We start from the raw sequence: 23,497 nt of genomic DNA, 5'->3' as shown, positions 1-23,497 counted from the left end.
GCGCATCAGCGCGACCCGAGCGCACTTCCCTTTGCGAATCCTTGGAGGACCGATGTCCCAAGCGAGCAGTGCACCACAGCCGGAATCCGCGGCAGCCTCAGGCAACCGCTCCGCCAAGGTCGCCGGTGCGACCTATACACGCGCCGGCCAGGAATACTTCGAGAAGCGCGGACTGAAGCGCGCCGCCGGCGTGTGGGGTCTGTGGGGTCTCGCGGTGGCAGCCGTGATCTCGGGCGACTTCTCCGGGTGGAACTTCGGCATCGACTTCGCCGGCTTCGGCGGCATGCTCATAGCCTTCGTCATCCTCGTCGCCATGTACTACGGCATGATCTTCTCGATCGGCGAGATGGCCGCGGCCATGCCGCACACCGGCGGCGCCTACTCGTTCGCGCGCTCGGCGATGGGCCCATGGGGAGGCCTCATCACCGGCGCCGCGGAGACGATCGAGTACGTCGCGACCACCGCGGTCATCGTCTTCTTCTCGGCCTCGTACGCGGATGCCATCACCTCCGAGCTGCTCGGGCTCTCCCTGCCGGGCTGGGTGTGGTGGATCATCCTGTACGCGGTCTTCATCGCCCTGAACGCCGCGGGCGCGAACATCTCCTTCAAGTTCGCGATCGTCGTCTCGATCATCTCGATCGGCATCATCCTGGTGTTCTCCGCCATGGCGATCTTCTCCGGCGCGTTCCAGTGGACGAACCTGTGGGACATCGCGCCCGACGCCGGCCAGACGGAGTTCCTGCCGCACGGCGTCCTGCCGATCCTGTTCGCCCTCCCGTTCGCGATGTGGTTCTTCCTCGGCATCGAGGAGCTGCCGCTCGCCGCCGAGGAGTCGCACGACCCGGTGCGCGACATCCCGCGCGCCGGGTTCTGGGCACGCGGCACGCTCATCGTGACGGGTCTGCTCGTGCTGTTCCTCAACACCGGCGTCCTCGGCGCGGAGGCGACAGGTGTGGCCGCCGAACCGCTGCTCGACGGGTTCCGCGCCATCGTCGGCGACCAGGTCGCTGCGCTCCTCGCGCTGTTCGCCCTCGTCGGGCTCCTCGCCTCGCTGCAGGGCATCATGTTCGCCTACGGCCGCAACATGTACTCACTCTCGCGTGCGGGCTACTACCCGCAGTTCCTGTCGCTCACGGGCAAGCGCAAGACGCCCTGGGTCGCACTCCTGGTGGGTGCCGTCATCGGCTTCATCGCGCTGCTCGTCATCGAGTTCGCGGGCGGTTCCGGCAGCGTCGCGGGCGCCATCGTCCTCAACATCGCGGTGTGGGGCGCGGTGCTCGCGTACTTCCTGCAGATGGTGTCGTTCATCATCCTGCGCAGGAAGCTGCCCGATGTGGAGCGCCCGTACCGCAGTCCCTGGGGTATCACGGGAGCGGTCATCGCGGCCGCCATCGCGCTCCTGATCTTCGTCGGATTCCTGCTCAACCCCACGTTCCTGCCGGCGATCATCGCCATCGCTGTGGTCTACGTGGTGCTGCTGCTCGGCTTCGGGCTCTTCTTCCGCCACCGCCTCGTGCTCTCGCCCGAGGAGGAGTACGCGATCTCCGGCGGCACGCACGGCGACCCGCAGGCGGAGGGATACGACGCGATGGAGAAAGAGGTCTTCGACGACAAGTCCTAGGTGTTCGGCCAAAACACCTGTGCAGGGAGACGGAGCGGGGCGGCCTGGGGGACGCCCCGCTCCACTGCGTCACGCGGACGGCTGGGATCGACGGATGCCGCGGGCCGCAGCATCCGTCACCCCGATGTGTGAATCAGTAGAGCAGGAACCGGCCCGGCCTGACTGGCGACGATTGAGAATGGTTGGTTCCGCGTCATTCTGCGGGTGCAACCATAGCCTGCGGTTGGGAAGGACCGGTGTGATTCGGAGGTTCTGCGGACTTTCTGCGGACTACGGGGTAGCGAGTCGCAGGCAGGCCTGGTTCCACTCGTCCAGGTCAGCCGCATAGAACGCGTTCCGCTTCCCGTACTTGTAGTGCTTCGGCCCTTGCCCCTGCGAGATCAGGTTGTAGAGGGTTTGGGTAGCGATGCCGCAGTAGTGGGCGGCTTGCTTCGATGTGAAGACGGGACCCGTCATCTGGTTCATGTGATGCGCTTCCTTGCTCGTGAGCGGTTCGACTGCTGCCATGGGTCGCGTGGCCGGCTGATGTGGGCGCGCACTTCGGAGGGCCACAAGCGCCACTGGCCGAGCTTGTGGCCCGGGATGTCGCTGGTGCGAGCCATGCGATAGACGGTGTCGGTTGAGACGTTGAGGATTCTCGCGAGCTCGTTGGCGTCGACGGTGACTTCTGGTGCTGCGACGATGTTCAGGGCTCGCTCGAGTTCTTCACGCACGATCGTGCGCACAATGTCGGCGGTAAGAGGCGTGCTCTTCATGCACGTGGTTCTACCAGGTGCGCCCCGGGGGTCCCGTGGCAGATTTCGCCCGCGCGTGTGCGAGTGGGTGTTTTCTCGCAGTCGTTGGGTGTTTTCTCCACGCCGCTCAGCGGATTTGTTTCGGTGACGCCATCGGGATCCCGCACCGAGACGAAAGCAGAAGACGAGTGCTGAGGGTCGTCCGCATTGCGAGGTTTCGTAGCGCTGTCGGGGACGCGGCAGTAACCTTCCGTGCATGGACTGGGCGGTAGTGGCGTCCCTAGCAGCCGCAGCGGCAGCCATCCTCGGAGCCATCTCGCAGTTCGTACGCCCTTCGGGCGACTACGCCTGGTACAAACGCTGGGTCGAGATGCGCGGAGATAAGCACTCCGAAGCTGAGACCCAGTTGATCGAACGCAGGATCAGCCTTTACGTCGTCGAACTGGCGGTGAGCGACTGCATCCGAAAGCGACGCGTCTTTCCCACGATCTTTGGGCTGGTCGCACTTCTGTTCGGTATTGCCCTCACCGTCATGGCGAACCTCAACCCGGCCCAAGATTTCGGCGTCCAGGTTTTGGTGACTGTGTTGGTGTTTCTGTTCTACGCGGGGGCAGTGTTCGCCCTATGGCTCTTGCCAGGGAGGATGCGAATAAAGAAGCGAGCGGAGATCTACGAGTCCCTGGGTAAAGACCTCTCGACGCTGACAGACGAAGAGTGGGGCGTGCACTGACCTCGGCCAGACAGGGCTCGGGAGCGATCGGCTTTGGATAGCCTCGGGGTGTGATCGACGACGACGGCGCCCAGCCTCGCTGCGAGAAGTGCGGTGTGCTGATGCGTGACATTCCGGGCGGGTGAGCGTGCCCTGCGTGCGGTCACGTGCTCGCGCCGACGATGCCGATACGGATCCCGCCCAAGTTCACCGGGCCGACGATCCGCGGAGGTTGAGCAAACCCTGAGCGTTTGTATCAGGACCGGGGGCCTCAACTCTTGGGGCGTGGGCGTCCTGTGCCAAATAGGGTGGTGGGCCTGGGTACTCATCGGCCTCGGCGCCCTGATCCTGTTGATCATCATCATTGGTTCGATCAACGCTGCGAGTGGTGGTTCGGGCGACGCTAAGCCAGCGGTGGGGAACGAAGGCTTCACTCAAGAATCGAAGCGGCCAACGGTATCCACCGAAACGATCACCGTGCCCGACCTGGTGGGTTTGACCATCGCCGAAGCACGGGTCGAGCTGGCGAAGGTCGGCGTGGAGCTGTTGCCGAGCGAGGCGGCGGACGACTGGGTCGTCACAACTCAGCAGCCGAGAGGTGGTTCGGAGGTCACTGAGGCCGAGATCGTCTCACTGTCCATCACTAGCGAGGCCCCGAAGCCGGTCTACACGTTGGCGCAGCAGAATGCTATTGAAGAGGCGAAGGACTATCTGGCGTTCTCCGGGTTCTCCCGATCGGGCCTGATCAGTCAGTTGGAGTACGAAGGGTACTCGACGGAAGACGCGACGTTTGGCGTGGACAACGCCGGTGCTGATTGGAACGCGGAAGCCGCGGAAAGTGCTGCCGACTACCTCGAGTACTCGTCGTTCTCGCGACAGGGTCTGTACGACCAACTCGCCTACGAAGGGTTCAGTGACGCCGAGATCCAGTACGGGCTCAGCCAGGTCGGCTACTGAGCCCGCTCCACGTAGCCGGCCTTCCCGTGCGATGCCAGGAGGGCCGGCTACGTATGGGTGAACCGTCGTGATGTCGGTGGTGGGCGCGTAGCCTTGAGGCAATCGGCCGGAGGAAGGATCCCGGCCACCCGTGACGAAGAACCGCCGCTACGAAGCGCACTACGACGCGCTCAACGACCGCAAGATCGCGGAGGCACTACCGCCACCCACCACGCTTCCCCTCGAGCGCGTACGGTCCCGAGCCTCTCGTGTGGGTGCCACGCGGTCAGTCGAAGCCGGCGGTCTGGGCGTGGATCTCATGGCGCGACCGGCCCGCCGAGCGAATCCCTGCTTTCGCGAAGGCATGGAACGACCGGGTCGTCGTTGTCACATGGGACGGCGTCGGCGGGGCGATCGACACCGTCGTCTGGCGGAACGCGGTCACACGCCGAGGGCCTGATGACCTGGCCCCTTGTCCACCACAAGGTGGACAGTTAGGTTAAGACGGCGACCAGTGATGGGACTTGGGGTCCACTTACATCACTGGCCGCACTGGGGACTGGGGAAAGAGCGGCCGGCCTTTGCACGGACGCTCCAGCAGCGGCCCCCTCGAGCCCGGACGTGCTATCGGGCCCGAGGGGGACCGGGCCAACCCCGACGGTGTGCGCCAGCTTGGGGGACGGAGCGCACGGCCCATTTGGTACTGGGGAGACCGGGCAGTGTGTCAGCAGAAGGCCAATCTCACCTTTCCACAGACTTGCTGTCCGGTTCATTCCCTCCAGGTAATGAGCTTGTTACAGACCGTGGCGTGAACGACGAAACGCCCCCTCGAACCCGGCCGTAGCCGAGCCCGAGGGGGCTTGATTATCGAAGGGCGATCGCCCTGGGCTGGCTGCGCTATGGGCGCTGCCGTAGCTCCTTCCGCCGCTGGCAGACGAGCAGTCTCAGATGTGCAACAAAGTGGCGCTGGTTTGGTGTGTTAGGGGTCCGTGCCGGAAGATCATGCCGTGACGAACGCCGCCGGCCAGGACTGCCCTCGGGCTGTAAAGTGGGCGTTCGCGGTGTGGGTGATCGCCACCTTCGTGGGGCTTATCGGCGCGGTCCTCCTCTTCGCCAACGCTCTCCCTGGGGTGCTGATCAAGCGCCCCATTGATGATCCTGATTCCGCCATCGCGCTGGCTGTGGCGCTCACGGGATGGGGTTTGGTCAGACTTGTCTTCGCGTGGTTCATGCTCCGCGGGCATCGCTGGGCCCGCACGCTTCTCACCACGCTGGCCGCGATAGGTTTGGTCGTCGTCACATTCCACGCTGAGCACGCGAACCCGCTCAACGGGGTTTCTGTCGCGATGAACGCTGCCGCCGTCGTACTGCAGTTCTTGCCTTCATCCAACGCATACTTTGCGAGGAGACATCACGACGCGGTGACGTCGACGAGCCGCACCGCTGTCTCTGCCGAACGCGACGGCGCGACGGGCGCCCAGCCCGCCCCACCGGTTGACGGTACCCCGGAGCCCATCGACAACGACCGATAGTCAGGACTCGGCGGGAACCGTTGCTGGGGAGGCCAGGAGTGGGTCGGGCGTGCGCGGCCATCTGAGCGGTCTCCCTCGAGCCCGTGCCGGCAAGCGGAATCCGCGGCTCGAGGGGAGACCGGGCCATCACGACGCGTGCGACGGGCGCTGGAACGGGACACATGCCCTGGCACGGCCATTGGAGAACGGGGCAGAGTCGTCGAGCCAGGAATCACCTTGGCACACGTGAATCACCGCGGTCTATCTCCCCCGAATGGTGGACAACGACGTCTTCTACGTCTCCTTCCATGAGAAAGGGCACCCCGTGTCGGGATGCCCTGCACTGGCAAGCTATGGCTCATGCAGGCCACTGATGTTGTGGCGATCATCGGCGCCGTAACGGGCACCATCGCCCTAATCGTCACGCTGTACCGCGTCGCGCGAGAAGTAAGGCAAGACCCGTTCGTGCGGTTCGTGATCAACGTCGAACCCCACCCAGATCACTACGCGGCGTCCGTTTCTCCGCTCGGCGCCGATCTACTACCTATTCATCACCTGGGCACTCGAGCACTACCCCCGCCACACGTACGCGTGCTGGCACCCGATCGCGAAGGCTGGGCCTGTGCGATCGGCATACGAGCTTGCCGAGAGCCGTAACCCAGCGCTCGATTGGCTCTACCAAGTACTGCGGCGTCCGATAGCGCCAGGATTCCGAACGTCAGTATTGTGGCGGCGCCTAGGGCTGCCAGAACAACAAGCATGCCGAGGACGTCTGCATCGTCGTCTGCGACGGGCTCAAGGGCCTCCCGGAGTCGATCAATACCGCGTGGCCGCTCGCGACGGTGCAGACCTGCATCATCCACCTGATCCGCAACACCTTCCGGTTCGCGTCCCGCCACTACTGGGAAGAGATGGCAAGGACCTCCGCCCCGTCCACACCGCCCCGACGGAAGCGGCCGCGGCGGAACGGTTCCGCGAGTTCGACGCGAAGTGGGGGCAGCAGTACCCGGCGATCACGAAGCTCTGGCAGAACGCGTGGGCCGAGTTCGTGCCGTTCCTGGACTGGGACGTCGAGATCCGCCGCGTGATCTGCAGCACCAATGCGATCGAGTCGCTCAACGCCCGCTACCGCCGCGCGGTCCGGGCGCGCGGCCACTTCCCGAACGACGCAGCCGCTCTGAAGTGCCTCTACCTCGTGACTCGCTCGCTTGACCCCACAGGGCGGGGCAGGGCACGCTGGGCGACGAGGTGGAAGCCGGCGCTGAACGCGTTCGCGATCGCGTTCGAGGGCCGCATCAACTAATGACCGCCGGCCCAGAAACACCGTTCATCGGACAGACTCGGGTTTGGATGTGAAGACTGTGCAAGCACGCCTCCGTCACACGTCCGCGAAAACACGCTGGACGTCTACGGGCATCTCTGGCCTGCCCGCGACGAGTCGTCCAGGCAGGCGGTCGCAGTCGCGTTCCAGGGTCGTTCGGCCGATTCTGCGGACGATCTGCGGACCAACGCCTGATAGTTCGCGTAATCACGCGGAATATCTCAGTAGAGCAGGAACTGCTTCGGCTCGGTCGACGGGATGCCGCCGATCTCGACCGAGAGGTGATACGACGCGCCGCCGCCGGGCGCCATCGGGCGGTTGCCGTCGGCGCACGTGCCCACCGCGGAGCGCGTGCGATCCCACGAGAGGGCCGTCGCGCTCGACACGGTCTGGCCGGCGGCGATCAGCACGATCATGTCGCTGGGCTCGCTCTGGCAGTCGGTCGACCGCCACCAGATGTCGTCGCCGCTCGTGACCGTGAACGACTGGGCGCTGGTGCCGACATTCATCGTGCAGTCGGGGCCGTTGTTGGTGAGCGTGATGGTGAACTGCGGCTGCTGATCGCCCGCGTACGTGTCGGCGCTGGTCACGGGCTCGACCGCGATCTCGCTGGCGACGCAGGGCTGCGCGGTGGGGGTCGCCCCGGGCGTCGGGGTCTGACCCTCGACGACCGCGCCCTCGACGGCGCCGGTGTCGGTTCCCCCGGTCGTCGCCTGGGACGACGGCACCGGCAGCGACTCGGCGGTGTTCTTGGTCTGCGGCTTCTCGTCGGACGCCGTGGTGGCCGCGCCCGCCCACGGCTGGGCGATGAGCAGCCAGACGACCGCCACGACGACCAGCAGCCCGACGATCAGCACGAGCCGCCGGCGACGGTACACCGCCTTCGAAGGACGACGTCGAGGGGTGGTGCCGGTCATGCTCAACAGGCTAACGGCGGGCGCCGGGTTCTCCCGTCGGCGCGCCCCGGATGCCGCGACCCGGCGGGTTCATCCCGGTCAGAGGCGCTTGAGCATTCGACTGTTGCCGAGGGTGTTCGGCTTGACGTGCGCGAGGTCGAGGAACTCCGCGACACCCTCATCGGGAGAGCGGATGAGCTGCGAGTAGACGTCGGGGTCGACGACCTGCTCGCCGATCTCCTGGAATCCGCGGCGCGTGAAGAAGTCGACCTCGAAGGTGAGGCAGAACAGGCGCGAGAGCCCGAGTGTGCGGGCGTTCGCTTCGAGGCCCTCGACGATCGCGCGGCCCACGCCGTGGTGCAGCCAGCCGTCGGCGACGATCAGGGTGCGGATCTCGCCGAGGTCCTCCCACATGACGTGCAGTGCGCCGCAGCCGATGATGTCGCCGTTCGCGTCCTCGGCGACCAGGAACTGCTGCGTCGCCTCGTAGAGCACGACGAGGTCCTTGCCGAGCAGGATCCGCCGCTGCACGAACGGCTCGAGGAGCGCCTGGATGCGGCGGACGTCGCTGGTGCGGGCCGCGCGCACGGTGAACTCCGCCGGCGCAGCGTCTTGCGGGGGACTCACCGCTCCACAGTAGACCGCGCACGGCGAGGAAATCTGTAACCAACGCGCAACAGGTGTGCACCAGGCTGTTGTCATGTCGATCAAAGTGGCACTCGAGCACTACACCGGCTACGAGTTCGCGCGGCCCGTCCAGGTGTTCCCGCATGTGGTGCGGCTGCGCCCGGCTCCCCACTCACGCACACCGATCGAGGCGTACTCGCTCGACATCAGGCCCAAAGATCACTTCGTCAACTGGCAGCAGGACCCGTTCGGCAACTGGCTCGCCCGGATCGTGTTCCCCGAGAAGGTGAGCAGGCTCGAGATCACCGTCGGTCTCGTCGCCGATCTCATGGTGATCAATCCGCTGGACTTCTTCATCGAGGAGTACGCCGAGCGCTTCCCGTTCCGCTACGACCCCGCTCTCGAGGCCGACCTGGCACCGTATCTGCGTCCCGTGACCGACAGCGACGACGCGACCCGGTGGCGCGAAGCGCTCCCACCGCTCCCCGACGACGGCGTGCCGACGGTGACGTTCCTCGCCGACCTCAATCGCGCCGTCCACGCCGACGTGGCGTACACCGTGCGCATGGAGACGGGCGTGCAGACGCCCGACGAGACCCTCTCCCTCGGCATCGGCTCGTGCCGCGACAGTGCGTGGCTGCTCGTGAGTCTGCTGCGGCAGTACGGGCTCGCGGCCCGCTTCGTGTCGGGCTACCTCGTGCAGCTCTCCTCGGACCAGGCGGCGCTCGACGGGCCGAGCGGCCCCGAGGCCGACTTCACCGATCTGCACGCGTGGGCGGAGGTCTTCATCCCCGGAGCGGGGTGGATCGGCCTCGACCCGACCAGCGCCCTCTTCGCCGGCGAGGGACACATCCCGCTGAGCGCGACTCCGCACCCGTCCAGCGCCGCCCCGATCACAGGTGCGACCGAGCCCGTGGCGGTGTCGTTCGCCTTCCACAACGAGGTGCGGCGCATCCATGAGGATCCGCGCACCACCAAGCCGTATACCGACCAGCAGTGGCAGCGGATCGACGCGCTGGGCGAGGCGGTAGACGAACGTCTGCGCCGCGGCGACGTGCGCCTCACGATGGGTGGGGAGCCGACGTTCGTCTCCCTGGACGACGCGACCAGCGCGCAGTGGAACACCGACGCCGACGGGCCCGAGAAGCGCGCGCTGGCGAACACGCTCGCCGACAGGCTGCGCGAGACCTATGCGCTCGGCGGCGTCGTGCACCGCGGCCAGGGCAAGTGGTACCCCGGCGAGCCGCTGCCGCGCTGGAACATCGCGCTGCAGTGGCGCACCGACGGCGAGCCGCTGTGGCACGATCCGGTGCTCCTCGCCGACCCGTGGGACGGACACGCGGATGCCTCGGCCTCGGCCTCCGCCGAGGCCATCGCCCGCCGGGTGACCGAGCTGGTGGGTCTCCCCGCCGAAAGTCTCCTGGCCGCCTACGAGGATCCGCTGGCCGGCCTGGCGGACGAGCTGCGCCGGCCGCAGGGACCCCGTCCGGGTGCCGAGCCCGACGCCGACGACGCCGCCGCGCTCGATCGCGCCCTCACCGCGGCGACCGCGTGGGTGCTCCCCCTCACGACCGGCGATACCTGGACGAGTCCCGCGTGGCGCTTCCGCCGCGGGCGGCTCGTCCTCAACCCGGGCACGAGCGCAGCCGGGCTCCGTCTCCCCCTCGACGCCATCGCCTGGACCGACCCGGAGTGGTCCGGCGAACCCTCGTACCTCGAAGCGGGGCCGCCGCTCGATCCGGACATCCCCTCCGTCGAGGTGGTGGACCCGGTCGGCGCTGCCACTACCGCGCTGGCGTTCGAGGCGCGCGACGGCCACGTGCACGCGTTCCTCCCGCCGACGCAGGACCTCGAGTCCTACGCGGATCTGCTGCACGTCATCGAACGGGCGGCGGCCGACACGGGCGGGCGCGTGGTGATCGAGGGGTACGGCCCGCCGCCCGACGCCCGGCTCACGCAGCTCGTGGTCACTCCCGACCCGGGGGTGATCGAGGTCAACGTGCAGCCCACGTCATCGTGGGCGGACCAGCGCGCGCTCACCTTCACACTCTACGAGCAGGCGCGGCTGTCGCGACTGACCACCGAGAAGTTCGATCTCGACGGCACCCACACGGGCACCGGCGGCGGCAACCATCTGACGCTCGGCGGTCCGCAGCCGATCGACTCGCCCCTGCTGCGCCGGCCCGATCTGCTCGCGTCCCTCGTCGCGTACTGGCAGCGGCATCCGTCTCTCTCTTATCTCTTCTCGGGGCGGTTCATCGGGCCCACCAGCCAGGCGCCGCGCTTCGACGAGGGCCGGCCCGAGGCGGTGTACGAGATGGAGATCGCACTGCAAGAGCTGCGCCGGCTCACGGCGATCGCCGCAGAGGACTCCGAGACGGCGGATTCCGCGCCCACAGCCGGGCAGCCGGGCCCGTGGGTCGTCGACCGCGCGCTGCGCCACCTGCTCACCGACCTCACGGGCAACACCCACCGCGCGGAGTTCTGCGTCGACAAGCTCTACAGCCCCGACTCGAGCCGGGGACGGCTGGGTCTGCTCGAGCTGCGCGGCTTCGAGATGCCGCCGCATCCCGAGCTCGCCCTCGTTCAGGCGCTCCTCGTGCGCAGCCTCGTCGCGATGTTCTGGGAGAAGCCATACGTCGCGAAGCTGGCGCGATGGGGCACGGCGCTGCACGACGACTTCCTGCTCCCGCAAGGCGCGATCCGCGACGTATACGAGGTCGTCGCCGACCTGCGCGCGCACGGCATCGCGTTCGAGGAGACTTGGCTCGACTCGTTCACCGAGTTCCGGTTCCCGCGGATCGGCGTGACCCGCATCGCGGCGACGGCGGGCTCGGCGGTCACCCGTCCCGATCTGGAGGGCGGCTGGACCGGCTTCGCGTCGAGCGCCGGGGGCGACACGATCGAACTGGAACTCCGGCAGGCGATCGAGCCGTGGCACGTGCTCGGCGAGGAGGCGACGGCCGGGGGCACGGCGCGCTACGTGGACTCCTCGGTCGAGCGCGTGCAGGTGAAGGTGCACGGCATCGATCCCGCGCGGCACCTCGTGGCGTGCAATGGCGTCGAGGTGCCGCTGACCTCCACGGGGCATCTCGGCGAGTACTACGCCGGCGTCCGCTTCCGCGCGTGGCAGCCGTGGTCGGCGCTGCACCCGTCGATCCAGGTCCACTCGCCGCTCACGTTCGAGGTGGTCGATATCGAGGCGCAGGCGAGTCTGGGAGGCGGCACGTACCACGTCGTGCATCCCGGCGGCCGCGCGTACGAGCATCCGCCCGTCAACGCCAACGAGGCCGAAGCGAGGCGATCCGGCCGCTTCGAACCACGCGGCCACACTCCGGGCGCGTTCGACGTCGCCGCCGCGCGCGCGGCGGGGCGGCGTGCGGCGACCCCCGATTATCCCCGTACCCTCGATCTGAGGAGGGTCCCCCAGACGTGACGGTTCTGCGTGATTATGCCGCGACGGTGTCTCAGGCGACACTGCCGCTGATCGCGCCCACCGGGCTCCAGGGAAGTCTCGCCCTCGCGTCGGTGTCGAGGTACGACGAGGTTGTCGCGCCCGACGGCACCCTGCGCCCCGCGTGGAAGGCGATGGCGTCGGTCGCGCTCTCGCTCACGCCCGAGGAGCTGCAGCGCGTCGACGGCGAGATCGTCCGGTTCCTCGCCGACGACGGGGTGACCTATGCGCCGCCGGGTGGCGCGCCCCAGCCCTGGCTGCTCGACCCCGTCCCGCTCGTGCTCGACGCAGCCACGTGGGCCCATCTCGAGGTCGGCCTGGCACAGCGTGCCGAGCTGCTGAACGCCGTGCTGGTCGACCTCTACGGCGAGCAGACGCTGCTGTCGTCGGGTGTCCTGCCCGCCGCGACGGTGTTCGCCCACTCGGGTTTCGCGCGCCCGGTCGCCCGCGCGAGCGCACGCGACGTCCAGCCGTTGCTGCTCTCGGGCACCGACCTGGGACGCGACGCCGACGGCGAGTGGCGCGTGCTCTCCGATCGCGTGCAGGCGCCGTCAGGGCTCGGGTTCGCGATGCAGAACCGCCGGGTGATCTCGCAGGTGCTGCCCGATCTCTTCCAGGAGAGCAACCTGCACCGCATGGAGCCGTACTTCGCGGCGCTGCGCGTCGCGCTGATCGCCTCCGCCGAGGGCGTCGACGATCCCCGGGTCGTGGTGCTGTCTCCCGGCGCCCGGTCCGAGACGGCCTTCGATCAGGCGTTCCTTGCGAACGCGCTCGGATTCCCGCTGGTGCAGGGAAGCGACCTCGTCGTGCGCGACGGATGGGTGTGGACCAAGCCTGCGGGCTGGCCGGCGACCACCCCGACGGAGCGTGTCGACGTGGTGCTGCGACGCGTCGATGCGGAATGGTGCGACCCGTTGGAGATGCGGGCCGACTCCCGCCTCGGCGTGGCCGGCCTCGCGGAAGCCGTGCGGCGCGGACGCGTGCGCCTGGTCAACGGGCTCGGCGCGGGCGTGCTCGAGAACCCGGCGCTCCTGCCGTTCCTGCCCGCAGTGTGCGAGCACCTGCTGGGCGAGCAGCTGCGCCTGTCCGCGGTTCCCACGTGGTGGTGCGGGCGTCCGGACGACCTCGCACACGTCCTCAGCCGGATCGCGGCCGGTGACGAGGACCTTCTTGTGCGCCCGATCGACCGCCCCCGCGCCGCGGTCGCCGACCTCGACCCCGACGAGCTCGCCGCGCGCATCACCGCCGCGCCCCACCGGTTCGTCGGCCAGGATCTGCTCCCGCTGTCGCAAGCGCCGGTGTGGCGCTCCTCGGGGGCGGCCGACGCCCGCCCCCTCGTGCTGCGTGCGTTCGCCCTCCGCTACGGCTCGGCCTACCGGCCGCTGGTCGGCGGCCTCGCCTCGGTGCGCGAGGAGCCAGACGAGGCTCCGACGACGAAGGACGTCTGGGTTCTGAAAGCGACCGAGACCGATACCGACCAGGGCCTTCCCGAGATCGCGCCGCTGCCGCTCGGACGAGCGGTGCCCACGCCGTCGCCGCGCGCCCTGGAGGACATGTTCTGGGCCGGCCGCTACGCCGAGCGGGCCGAAGACCTGCTGCGGCTGCTGTTGACCACGCAGGCGCAGTTCGACCAGTCCGGCGGACAGCCCGTCGCCCCGGATGAGCCCACGCGGGTACTCCTGGGTGCTCTGCGCCGCCTCGCCGGTTCGAGGTGGACCGATCCCGACGCGGAGTTCCGCTCGCTCCTGCTCGACGGCACCCGTGCGGGATCCGCGGCGCACTCCATCGCCTGTCTCCGAAACAGCCTCGAGGGCGTGCGCGACCAGCTGTCGGGCGACACATGGCGGGTGTTCTCGGGCATCGATCGCGCCACCAGGGCGCTGCGGGCCTCGACCCGCGCACACCGCACCGCGGAGTCGGGCGGACGCATGCTCACCTGCATCCTGTCGTTCCAGGGTGTGACGGCGAGCATGATGCGCGACAGCGGGTGGCACATGATAGAGGCTGGTCGGATGCTGGAGCGCGCGCTGCAGATATGCCACCTGCTCGCCGCCACCGCGGTCGACCGGCGCGGGCACCGGGTCGATCGGGAAGTGCTCGAGACGATGCTGACCGCGGCGGAGAGTGTCGTCACGCACCGACGCCGCTACCGCGGATCCGTGCGGACCGCCGACGCCCTCGAGCTGCTCCTGCTCGATCGCGACAACCCTCGATCGATCGCCTTCGCGTTGGCTGAGCTGCGCGCGCACCTCGCGGCGATGCCCGCCTCGACCGGCTCGACGCGACCCGAACGTCTGCTTCACCACGTCGAGGGCGCGCTGCGCGCCACCGACGTCGTCGGCCTCGCCGCGAGCGTCGACGATCGCCGGGGCGACCTCGAGCAGTGGCTCGCCGACACGATCTCACATCTCGAGCAGATCGGCGTATCCATCAGCCATGTGCACTTCGAGGCCGGTCCACCCGCCGTTCCACTGTCGGCGCTCGCGCTCATCGAGGAGATGGTCGGCACATGAGGTATCGCGTGACGCACCGCACGACCTACGCCTACAGCAGGGCCGTGCAGGACAGCGTGGGCATGTTCCACCTCATCCCCCGGCAGCTGCCCTGGCAGCAGGTGGTGACGAGCCAGGTGGTCGTCGCCCCCGACCCCGAGGACCTCAACGCCGACACTGACTTCTTCGGCAACTCCACCACCTACTTCCACGTCACAAGATCTCACCGCGAGCTCGAGATCGAGTCGACCAGCGAGGTCATCGCTGAGCGGCCGCTCTACCACGACTTCGCACTCCAGGCCCCCTGGGAGCTGTCGCGACCGCTGCTGGGCTCGGATGGCGGCGGCAGCACGGCCGCCGATGCGTGGCAGGCGACCGACTACGCGCTCGAGTCCGCGCGCGTCGCCCACCTGGCCGAGGCGACGGATTACGCCGCGGCATCCCTTCTTCCCGGCCGACCGATCGGCGAGGCTGCCACCGACCTGATGCATCGGATCCACCGCGACTTCACCTACGACAGCACCGCGACCACCGTCACGAGCACCGTCGCCGACGTGATGCGCAACCGAGCCGGCGTCTGCCAGGACTTCGCGCACCTCGCGCTCGCGTGCCTCCGCGGGCATGGTATCGCCGCGCGCTATGTGAGCGGCTATCTCGCCACTCAGCCACCGCCAGGCAAGGAGCGCGTCGTCGGGGCCGATGCGTCGCACGCGTGGCTCGCGGTCTGGATGCCCGGATCCGGCCAGTGGCTCGCGATCGATCCCACCAACGACCAATGGGCGAACGAGCGCTACGTGACCGTCGCCTGGGGGCGCGACTACGGCGACGTGTCGCCGATCAAGGGCATCATCTACACGAAGGCCAAGAAGTCGACCCTGCGCGTGTCGGTCGACGTCGCCCCGCTCGATCACGCGCCGCTCGTACCCGCCGCACCGTAGCGGCGCCCAGCGACGGGCGCGGTGTGCTTGGCTTGAGTGATGAAGGCCTATCGCTGCCGCGTGTGCGGGAACGCGCTGTACTTCGAGAACTCCGTGTGCGTCTCGTGCGGCACAGCACTCGGTTACTCGCGCAGCGAGCGCGATATCGTCCCCGTCGACGCGCGCGGCGTCTACGTCGACGCCGAGGGGTGGGTGTGGCACGTATGCCGCAACCTCGGACTCTCGGGCTGCGCGTGGCTCGCTCCGCTCGAGGGCGGACAGTGCTTCGCGTGCGATCTCACCCGCACCCGGCCCGCCGACTCCGACACGACGGGCCTCGCGAACTTCCTGCTCGCCGAACGCGCCAAACGCCACCTCACGGCGGAGCTCGACGGTCTCGGGTTTCCGGTGACCGGGAAGGGGACGGATGCCGCACACGGCCTCGCCTTCGATCTGCTGTCGTCGGGGGTGAGCCCGGTGACGATCGCGCACGCCGACGGGGTCGTCACGATCGACCTGGCCGAGGGCGACGACGCGCACCGCGAGCGGGTCCGCAACGAGCTGGCCGAGCCCTACCGCACGATGCTCGGGCACTTCCGCCATGAGGTCGGTCACTACTTCGAGTGGCAGCTGGTGACCCGCTCAGGCGACCCGGAGCGGCAGGCTCGTGCCCGCGAGCTCTTCGGCGACGAGACGACCGACTACGCGGCGTCCGTCGATCGGCACTACGCCGAGGGTCCACTGACGAACTGGCAGCGTGAGTTCATCTCGGCGTACGCCTCGATGCACCCGTACGAGGATTTCGCCGAGACGTGGGCGCACTACCTGCACATCTGCGACACGATCGAGACCGCCGTCGAGTACGGGCTCGTGCCCGCCGCCGAGCTCGTCGGGCGTGCGCGCTTCCGCGACCTCGTCACCGAGGTGTGGGTGCCGCTGGCCGCGGCCCTCAACCTCGTGAACCGCTCGATGGGCAAGGACGACCTGTATCCGTTCGTGCTCGCCGATCCCGTGCTCGACAAGCTCGACTTCGTCGCGTCGCTGCGCCCGTCGGCGACTGCCGCGCGCTGAGCGGGTCGACGTCGGAAACGACGAAGAGCGGATGCCGCAGCATCCGCTCTTCGTTCGAATCAGGGTTACGCGTTCGCAGCGAGGTCCGGCGTGGCGGTGATCTCGCCGTTGTGGACGACGCCCACCGCGACCTTCTCGCCGCGCGGGCCGTGCTCGAACACGAACTCGCCGTTCTCGGCGTCCACCTTCACGTGGTCACCGGGGTTCAGCTCGCCGTGCAGGATCTTCTCCGACAGGCGGTCTTCGACCTCGCGCTGCATGGCGCGGCGGAGGGGTCGGGCGCCGAGCGCGGGGTCGAAGCCGATCTCGATGAGCTTGTCCTTCGCGGCATCCGTCAGCTCCACCGTCATGTCGCGGTCGAGCAGGCGCTCGCCGAGGCGCTTGGTGAACAGGCCCACGATCTGGCGCAGCTCGTCCTTGTTCAGCTGCGGGAAGACGATGATGTCGTCGACGCGGTTCAGGAACTCGGGCTTGAAGTTGCGCTTCAGCTCTTCGTTGACCTTGCCCTTCATGCGCTCGTACGTGGTGCCGCTGTTGCCCTCGACCTGGAAGCCCACGGGGCCACCGGCGATCGCCGACGAACCGAGGTTCGTCGTCATGATGATCACCGTGTTCTTGAAGTCGATCACGCGGCCCTGACCGTCGGTCAGGCGACCCTCTTCGAGGATCTGCAGGAGCGAGTTGAAGATGTCGGGGTGGGCCTTCTCGATCTCGTCGAACAGCACGACCGAGAACGGCTTGCGGCGCACCTTCTCGGTGAGCTGGCCGCCTTCTTCGAACCCGACGAACCCGGGAGGGGCACCGAACAGGCGCGAGACCGTGTGCTTCTCACCGAACTCCGACATGTCGAGCGAGATGAGCGCGTGCTCGTCGTCGAAGAGGAACTCGGCGAGCGCCTTGGCGAGCTCGGTCTTTCCGACGCCCGTGGGGCCGGCGAAGATGAACGAGCCCGACGGGCGCTTCGGGTCCTTGAGGCCCGCGCGCTGGCGGCGGATCGTCTTCGAGAGGGCGGCGATCGCCTCCTCCTGGCCGATGACGCGCTGGTGCAGCGCCTTCTCCATGAAGACGAGGCGGCTCGACTCCTCCTCGGTGAGCTTGAACACCGGGATGCCGGTCGCCTGGGCGAGCACCTCGGCGATCAGGCCCTCGTCGACCACGGCGTGGCTGGCGACGTCGCCCGAGCGCCACTGCTTCTCGAGGCGCAGGCGCTCAGCGAGGAGCGACTTCTCCTCGTCGCGCAGCGACGCGGCCTTCTCGAAGTCCTGGTCCTCGGAGGCGCGCTCCTTGTCTTCACGGACCTTGGCGATCTTCTCGTCGAATTCGCGCAGCTCCGGCGGGCTCGACAGGATCGACAGGCGCAGGCGTGCACCGGCCTCGTCGATCAGGTCGATCGCCTTGTCAGGCAGGAAGCGGTCCGAGATGTAGCGGTCGGCGAGGTTCGCCGCCGCGACGATCGCGCCGTCCGTGATCTGCACCTTGTGGTGCGCCTCGTAGCGGTCGCGCAGCCCCTTCAGGATGTTGATCGCGTGGGGCAGGCTCGGCTCGGCGACCTGGATCGGCTGGAAGCGGCGCTCGAGCGCAGCATCCTTCTCGAAGTGCTTGCGGTACTCGTCGAGGGTCGTGGCACCGATCGTCTGCAGCTCGCCACGCGCGAGCAGCGGCTTCAGGATGGATGCCGCGTCGATCGCGCCCTCCGCGGCGCCCGCACCCACCAGCGTGTGGATCTCGTCGATGAAGACGATGATGTCGCCGCGCGTGCGGATCTCCTTCGTGACCTTCTTCAGGCGCTCCTCGAAGTCACCGCGGTAGCGGGAACCGGCGATCAGCGAACCGAGGTCGAGCGAGTAGAGCTGCTTGTCCTTGAGCGTCTCGGGCACGTCGCCCTTGACGATCGCCTGAGCGAGCCCTTCGACGACAGCCGTCTTGCCGACGCCCGGCTCGCCGATCAGCACCGGGTTGTTCTTGGACCGGCGCGACAGGATCTGCATCACGCGCTCGATCTCCTTCTCGCGCCCGATGACGGGGTCGAGCTTGTTGTCGCGCGCGGCCTGCGTGAGGTTGCGACCGAACTGGTCGAGCACCTGCGAGCCGCCCTGCGTCGTGCCCTGGGTCTGCTCGCCCTGGCCGCTCGCGACACCCGCCGGCTCCTTGCCCTGGTAGCCGGAGAGGAGCTGGATGACCTGCTGACGCACCTTGTTGAGATCGGCGCCGAGCTTGACGAGCACCTGGGCGGCGACGCCCTCGCCCTCGCGGATGAGGCCGAGGAGGATGTGCTCGGTGCCGATGTAGTTGTGGCCCAGCTGCAGCGCCTCGCGGAGGCTGAGCTCGAGCACCTTCTTGGCGCGCGGCGTGAAGGGGATGTGACCGGTCGGCTGCTGCTGACCCTGGCCGATGATGTCCTGCACCTGCTCACGCACGGCGTCGAGCGAGATGCCCAGGCTCTCGAGCGCCTTGGCGGCGACCCCTTCGCCCTCGTGGATGAGACCGAGCAGGATGTGCTCGGTGCCGATGTAGTTGTGGTTCAGCATCTTCGCCTCTTCCTGGGCGAGGACGACCACACGACGGGCACGGTCGGTGAATCTCTCGAACATCGTTCACTCCTCCGGGGCGTTTCGGGTCGCTTGTGACCCACTGCGCCTTACATCGAGGGTAGCCAGCGGCTCGTGAGCGCACGGCCGTGTTCGCCGTGGGCATAGCGCGCACGAAACGGAACGGAACCCTTGCGCCGCAGCATCCGTCCGGTTTATCGTTTTTCCCCGCCTGGGGCAGCGACGTCGTCTCGACCGGCGTGTACCGGGTCGCCGTTTCGTTCTGGCCGATCGGCGCCGCTTTCGGCTTCGCGGCATTCGGGGCCATCTTCCGCTACGGCGAGCGCCTGCAGCGCGAAACGGCCGGGCTGGTATGACGCCCGCCGAGGACGTTGGACCGTTCGGCGTCCACTGCCGGCTCGACGAGCTGCTGCTCGCACGCGGGATGACCCTGACGCACCTGTCGGAGCTCGTCGGCGTCTCGGTCGTGAACCTGTCGATCCTCAAGAACGACCGGGCGCGTGCGATCCGCTACTCGACGCTGTCGGCGATCTGCCGGGCGCTCGATTGCGAGATCGGCGAACTGCTCGTCCGGGCCGACTGAGGGATTCCGGATGCCGCGGGCCGAGGCATCCGTCCATCTTCTGTTCGCCTGTCACGAAGCGCCGCGAGCCTCGACACGATGAGCCAGGCGAGCAGCAGCGCGCCGGACACGCACTGCTCCCCTGTCACAAGGTGTCGCGGGTGCCAACACTTTGCGGCAGGGGAGCTGTGTCGCTTCGAGCTGATACGGCTCAGCTGTCGCGAAGTGTCGAGCGCGGCGGCAGTCCGCGACAGGCGAGGAAGGATCCGGGTGCAGCGGGGGCGCGGCATGCGGAACCCGATCGGTGCGGGCGCGACGAACGCGGGAACTGACAACGGCGCCGGCGTCTGCACGACTCAGCCGCGACGGCGGATCGCGGCGCGTACCCGCTGCACGGCCACTGCGGGCTCGTGGAACAGTTCGGCCTTGGTGATCTGGACGACGACCCATCCCGCGGCGCGGAGCGCCTCGTAGCGCGCGATGTCGCGCGCCCATTGCTCCGGATCGAGAAGGTGATGCTCACCCTCGTACTCGATCGCGATCTTGAGGTCGGGGTAGGCGAGATCGACGCAGCCGAGGTAGACGCCGTCCGCAGAGACCTCGTGATTTCGCGCAGGCTCAGGCAGACCGTGATCGATGAGAGTGAGCCGGAGCCATGACTCGGTGCGGGACGCGGAGTCGGTTCGCACGCGCGGCAGTGCAAGGCGCGCCGCCGCCACTCCGACTCTGCGGCCCGCCGTGACCGCGGCCTCCAGATCGGCGAGCGTCGCGAGCGGCGAGTCGACGCGCCACGTCCGGACGACGGCATCTCCGGCCGCCACGAGATCGTAGGGATCGGTCAGCTGTCGTCCGAGACTCGCCCAGACCGTCGCCGGCGTCGCGGTGAGCAGTCCCGTGCGCGCGTCGCGCACGGTTCGCACCAACGAGGGCTTGGCCTCGTGCCCACGGACCCCGGCGCTGCGAGGGAGCCGTCGTGGGCGGAACACAGACACATGCAGCATCGACCGCGCGACCAGGAGGTACGGGAGGGGGATCCCGAGAATGACGGCGGCGGTGATGTGGCTGAAGAATTCGCCCTCGGCCATCCGCGGTGCGTAGGCGAGGGCGAGAGCGAGGTGGGCTCGCTCAGCCGGGCCGAGAGCCCGGCCCCAGCGATCGGTCTCGAGTCCTTCGGGAAGGCTGGCATCGCGGAGCACGCGCACCCCATGAAAGGGCTTGTCCACGTCTGCGCGGCGCAGTCGGCCGGTCGGCACACCGGCTTCCTTCGCCTGCCGGACGGAGAATCGGGGCCCGAGGCCCTCGGGAAGAGGTCGCATCACATGACGAGCGTGACCGGAGCGCCGTCCGCATTGTGCGCGCACAGCTCGACTCCGTGGAGTGCGCAAGCCTCACCCTGCCTGTGGAGGAGGCCACGTCTGCCCCGCCCGTCCGCGTTTCCCCTGGTCCCCTGTCACAACGCGCCAGCGGGGGCGACACTTCGCGACAGGTGAGCAGCAGCGGCACCGACGAAGAACGCTCACCTGTCACGAAATGCCGATGCGGAGGGCAGTTTGTGACAGGTGAGCAGAGATCACGCAGGAAAGGACGGATGCTGCGGGGCGCAGCATCCGGAATCGCCGGGCGTCAGTTGGGGTAGATGGGGATGCGGACGTTGTCGAACTCGCCGCCGGTGAGGATCGCGAAGGTCTCGGCGTCCTCGTCCTCGATGCCGGTCACGGTCGTCACGACGCCGCGCGGAGCCATGTCCATGGTGCACACCTGGTCCGCGGGCGGGGTCACGAAGGTGACGGTGACCTCGGTCGCGCTGGTGGTCTCCGTGTTCTCGACCTGCGGCGCGCACGAAGACGAACCCCACGACAGGATCACGAACTGGCCGTCGACGTCGGTCCAGCCGGCGCTCGGCAGGTAATCCGTCTCACCGCCGACCCCGAGGCCGGCGACCCCCTCGAGGTCGGTGTCGCCGTGCCAGCCGTCACCCGTCACCTCGATCTCGACGCCGTTGACGGGGTCCACGTCCGCCGGGGTGCCCACGACGGTCACGCGCGGAACGAGGTCGGCCGTGCAGGCCTCGTCGCCCTCGGCGTCGACGAGCGTGACGAACATGACGCCGTCGTCGTAGGTCGCCTCCTCGGCGACCGGGATGCACGTCGAACTGCCCTGCGTGACGATGCCGATCATGCGACCGCCGTCGAGCCAGGCCGCGGTGACCTCCTGCTCGTTGCTGCTGTCGTCGTCCTTGGTGGTCGCGGCCGGCGTCGGGGTGGTGCCGCCGGAGCCGGCGGGCGTCGTGCAGGCGGTCAGGAGGCCTGCGGCGAGGAGCGCCAGGCCGAGCCCGGCGAACAGTGAACGGGAGCGAACGGGCATGCGAGGCCTCCTGGAGTTCCGCGGACACCATCCCCCGCGGCATCCGTCACCCATATCGTGTCGCAAAACGACCCGGAATCTCAGTCGTCCGATCACGTCCAGGTCACGATCCGCCGGGAGAACGCCTCACTGCAGCGCCGACGTGAGGCGCGCGAGATTGTCGAGCACCGTCGATCGCAGCGGCTGCTTCTCCCACTCCTCGAGCGTGAGCTCGCGCGAGAGCGACCGGTACATGTCTTCCACCGCGCGCATCTGTCGCACGAACTCCTCGCCGCGCACGAGCATCGAGATCTCCATGTTGAGACCGAACGAGCGCATGTCCATGTTGCTCGACCCCACGATGGCGACCTCGTCGTCGATGGTGAGGCTCTTCGTGTGCAGGATGAACGGCTTCTTGTACATCCAGATCTTCACGCCCGCGCGCAGCAGCGCCTCGTAGTAGCTGCGCTGCGCGTGGTAGACGATCGCCTGGTCGCCCTCTTCCGAGACGAACAGCTCGACATGGATGCCGCGCTGGCACGCCGTCGTGATGGCGAGCAGCATCGCCTCGTCGGGAACGAAGTAGGGACTCACCACGATGATCTTGCGGTGCGCCGCGTAGAGCAGGCCGGCGAAGAGCTTGAGATTGTTCTGGAACTCGAACCCCGGCCCCGACGGCACGATCTGGCAGTCGAGATCGCCCGGCCCGCTGCGCACATCGAAGAGGTCGATCTGATCCGTGAGCACCTCGTCGGTCTCGCTGTACCAGTCGCTCAAGAAGACGGCATTGACGGATGCTACGACCGGGCCTTCGATGCGCGCCATGAGGTCGACCCAGTGCAGGCCGCGCTTGATGTTCTTTCGAAGGTTGTAGGTGGAGTCGGTGACGTTCTGCGACCCGGTGAACGCGACGCGCCCGTCGACCACGAGGAGCTTGCGGTGGTTGCGCAGGTCAGGACGCTGGTACTTGCCGCGCAGCGGCTGCACCGGGAGCATGAGGTGCCACTGCGCGCCCATCGCCGTCAGGCGCTTGAGGGTGCGCTTGTAGAACGGCTTGCCGCGGTTCGCCCAGTGGTCGAGGAGCACGCGCACGGTCACCCCGCGAGCCGCCACCTCTTCGAGGGCGCGGAAGAAGTTGTCGGTCGCAGCATCCGCTTGGAGGATGTAGAACTCGACATGCACGAAGCGCTCGGCCGCGCGGATCGCCTCCGCCATCGCGTCGAGGCTCTCCTGGTAGTCGGGGATCAGGTCCGCGGCGTTGTCGCCCGCCAGCGGCATCGCGCCGAGATTGCGGTTGAGCGTCACGAGCGACGTGAACCAGCTCGGCGCATGCGGGCGCAGCGTGCCGAAGTCCAGCGACGCACTCGTGTCGTGGATGTAGTCGTTGATGCGCTCCTGCTTGCGGCGGCGCTTGCGCGGAAGCCGCGGGTTGCCGATCAGCAGGAACAGGAAGACGCCGATGATCGGGATGAAGTAGATCGCCAGCAGCCACGCCATCGCGGCGGTGGGGCGACGGTTGCGCGGCACCACGATGATGGCCGTGACACGGATCACGATGTCGACGATGAAGACGAGCACCACCCACCACGTCGCGTCGAACGTGATGGTGATCATCGAGCGGAGCCTCTCCCCGGTCGTCGGGCGGGTCCGTCCCATCGGACGCGCCGATCGAGCGGTGTGCCCACACTATCGGGGGCGGCGGACGCGGCCCCGCATCCGGAAGAGGTCGGCGGGGCTGCGCGCGATCCGGCGCG

General features: G+C 68.2%; 18 protein-coding genes and 1 pseudogene. 11 read left to right on the top strand and 8 right to left on the bottom strand.

Annotated elements, in window-relative coordinates:
* Window positions 1-52 precede the first annotated feature (52 nt).
* Entirely contained in the window at window positions 53-1,621 is a 1,569-nt protein-coding gene (locus tag ACEYYH_RS02660; RefSeq protein WP_374976746.1) for an amino acid permease, read from the top strand.
* 270 nt (window positions 1,622-1,891) lie between these two features.
* Here ACEYYH_RS02660 and ACEYYH_RS02655 read toward each other — a convergent pair whose 3' ends face one another.
* Complete coding sequence (locus ACEYYH_RS02655) at window positions 1,892-2,086, bottom strand: helix-turn-helix transcriptional regulator (RefSeq protein WP_374976745.1); 195 nt, start codon at window positions 2,084-2,086, stop codon at window positions 1,892-1,894.
* A complete protein-coding gene (locus ACEYYH_RS02650; RefSeq protein ID WP_374976744.1) occupies window positions 2,083-2,376 on the bottom strand; it encodes a helix-turn-helix domain-containing protein in 294 nt (97 codons plus the stop codon). Before ACEYYH_RS02650 ends, ACEYYH_RS02655 begins: the two co-directional genes overlap by 4 nt.
* A gap of 235 nt (window positions 2,377-2,611) precedes the next feature.
* Between ACEYYH_RS02650 and ACEYYH_RS02645 the strand changes: the two genes are divergently transcribed.
* From ACEYYH_RS02645 to ACEYYH_RS02630, 4 genes and pseudogenes are all read left to right on the top strand, one after another.
* On the top strand, window positions 2,612-3,085 hold the full coding sequence (locus tag ACEYYH_RS02645) for a hypothetical protein (RefSeq protein WP_374976743.1): 474 nt from the start codon (window positions 2,612-2,614) through the stop codon (window positions 3,083-3,085).
* Between the two features lie 264 nt (window positions 3,086-3,349).
* Complete coding sequence (locus ACEYYH_RS02640; RefSeq protein ID WP_374976742.1) at window positions 3,350-4,021, top strand: Ltp family lipoprotein; 672 nt, start codon at window positions 3,350-3,352, stop codon at window positions 4,019-4,021.
* Window positions 4,022-5,007: 986 nt separating this feature from the next.
* On the top strand, window positions 5,008-5,532 hold the full coding sequence (locus ACEYYH_RS02635; protein ID WP_374976741.1) for a hypothetical protein: 525 nt from the start codon (window positions 5,008-5,010) through the stop codon (window positions 5,530-5,532).
* 731 nt (window positions 5,533-6,263) lie between these two features.
* A pseudogene (locus ACEYYH_RS02630) lies at window positions 6,264-6,814 on the top strand (transposase); the annotation flags it as partial.
* Between the two features lie 239 nt (window positions 6,815-7,053).
* Here the strand turns inward: ACEYYH_RS02630 and ACEYYH_RS02625 are convergent.
* Both ACEYYH_RS02625 and ACEYYH_RS02620 read right to left on the bottom strand, forming a co-directional pair.
* Window positions 7,054-7,749, bottom strand: a complete 696-nt coding sequence (locus ACEYYH_RS02625; protein ID WP_374976740.1) for a hypothetical protein — start codon at window positions 7,747-7,749, stop codon at window positions 7,054-7,056.
* Window positions 7,750-7,827: 78 nt separating this feature from the next.
* The gene (locus ACEYYH_RS02620) at window positions 7,828-8,355 is read right to left on the bottom strand and encodes an amino-acid N-acetyltransferase (protein ID WP_374976739.1); all 528 of its coding nucleotides are present in this window, start codon (window positions 8,353-8,355) and stop codon (window positions 7,828-7,830) included.
* A 73-nt stretch (window positions 8,356-8,428) separates the two neighbouring features.
* Between ACEYYH_RS02620 and ACEYYH_RS02615 the strand changes: the two genes are divergently transcribed.
* Genes ACEYYH_RS02615 through ACEYYH_RS02600 form a run of 4 tightly spaced genes read left to right on the top strand, consistent with a single transcriptional unit; the run spans window position 8,429 to window position 16,289 of the window.
* A complete protein-coding gene (locus ACEYYH_RS02615) occupies window positions 8,429-11,791 on the top strand; it encodes a DUF2126 domain-containing protein (protein WP_374976738.1) in 3,363 nt (1,120 codons plus the stop codon).
* Window positions 11,788-14,322 carry a circularly permuted type 2 ATP-grasp protein gene (locus tag ACEYYH_RS02610; RefSeq protein WP_374976737.1) on the top strand — a complete coding sequence of 845 codons (2,535 nt, stop codon included), beginning with the start codon at window positions 11,788-11,790 and terminating at the stop codon, window positions 14,320-14,322. The genes ACEYYH_RS02615 and ACEYYH_RS02610 overlap by 4 nt, the downstream gene beginning before the upstream one ends.
* Window positions 14,319-15,239 (top strand): transglutaminase N-terminal domain-containing protein, encoded by a 921-nt coding sequence (locus ACEYYH_RS02605; protein ID WP_374976736.1) that lies wholly within the window; start codon window positions 14,319-14,321, stop codon window positions 15,237-15,239. The genes ACEYYH_RS02610 and ACEYYH_RS02605 overlap by 4 nt, the downstream gene beginning before the upstream one ends.
* A 39-nt stretch (window positions 15,240-15,278) precedes the next feature.
* Window positions 15,279-16,289, top strand: coding sequence for a putative zinc-binding metallopeptidase (locus ACEYYH_RS02600; RefSeq protein WP_374976735.1), 1,011 nt, complete (start codon window positions 15,279-15,281; stop codon window positions 16,287-16,289).
* 65 nt (window positions 16,290-16,354) lie between these two features.
* Here the strand turns inward: ACEYYH_RS02600 and ACEYYH_RS02595 are convergent, their stop codons facing one another.
* The gene (locus ACEYYH_RS02595) at window positions 16,355-18,880 is read right to left on the bottom strand and encodes an ATP-dependent Clp protease ATP-binding subunit (RefSeq protein ID WP_116194741.1); all 2,526 of its coding nucleotides are present in this window, start codon (window positions 18,878-18,880) and stop codon (window positions 16,355-16,357) included.
* 86 nt (window positions 18,881-18,966) lie between these two features.
* Between ACEYYH_RS02595 and ACEYYH_RS02590 the strand changes: the two genes are divergently transcribed.
* Both ACEYYH_RS02590 and ACEYYH_RS02585 read left to right on the top strand, forming a co-directional pair.
* Window positions 18,967-19,194 carry a hypothetical protein gene (locus ACEYYH_RS02590; protein ID WP_374976734.1) on the top strand — a complete coding sequence of 76 codons (228 nt, stop codon included), beginning with the start codon at window positions 18,967-18,969 and terminating at the stop codon, window positions 19,192-19,194.
* Window positions 19,191-19,421: a helix-turn-helix domain-containing protein gene (locus tag ACEYYH_RS02585; RefSeq protein ID WP_374976733.1), complete on the top strand. Its 231-nt coding sequence runs from the start codon at window positions 19,191-19,193 to the stop codon at window positions 19,419-19,421. The genes ACEYYH_RS02590 and ACEYYH_RS02585 overlap by 4 nt, the downstream gene beginning before the upstream one ends.
* Before the next feature lie 335 nt (window positions 19,422-19,756).
* Here ACEYYH_RS02585 and ACEYYH_RS02580 read toward each other — a convergent pair whose 3' ends face one another.
* From ACEYYH_RS02580 to cls, 3 genes are all read right to left on the bottom strand, one after another.
* Window positions 19,757-20,653, bottom strand: a complete 897-nt coding sequence (locus tag ACEYYH_RS02580; RefSeq protein WP_374976732.1) for an endonuclease domain-containing protein — start codon at window positions 20,651-20,653, stop codon at window positions 19,757-19,759.
* 370 nt (window positions 20,654-21,023) lie between these two features.
* Window positions 21,024-21,764, bottom strand: coding sequence for a hypothetical protein (locus tag ACEYYH_RS02575; protein ID WP_374976731.1), 741 nt, complete (start codon window positions 21,762-21,764; stop codon window positions 21,024-21,026).
* Between the two features lie 126 nt (window positions 21,765-21,890).
* Window positions 21,891-23,357: a cardiolipin synthase gene (gene cls, locus ACEYYH_RS02570; RefSeq protein WP_374976730.1), complete on the bottom strand. Its 1,467-nt coding sequence runs from the start codon at window positions 23,355-23,357 to the stop codon at window positions 21,891-21,893.
* Window positions 23,358-23,497 lie beyond the last annotated feature (140 nt).

The sequence above is a fragment of the Microbacterium trichothecenolyticum genome, from assembly GCF_041938625.1.
GTDB classification, from domain to species: domain Bacteria; phylum Actinomycetota; class Actinomycetes; order Actinomycetales; family Microbacteriaceae; genus Microbacterium; species Microbacterium trichothecenolyticum_D.
The sequence above is the reverse complement of the archived record's forward strand: the minus strand, read 5'-3'. Positions and strand labels throughout refer to the sequence as shown.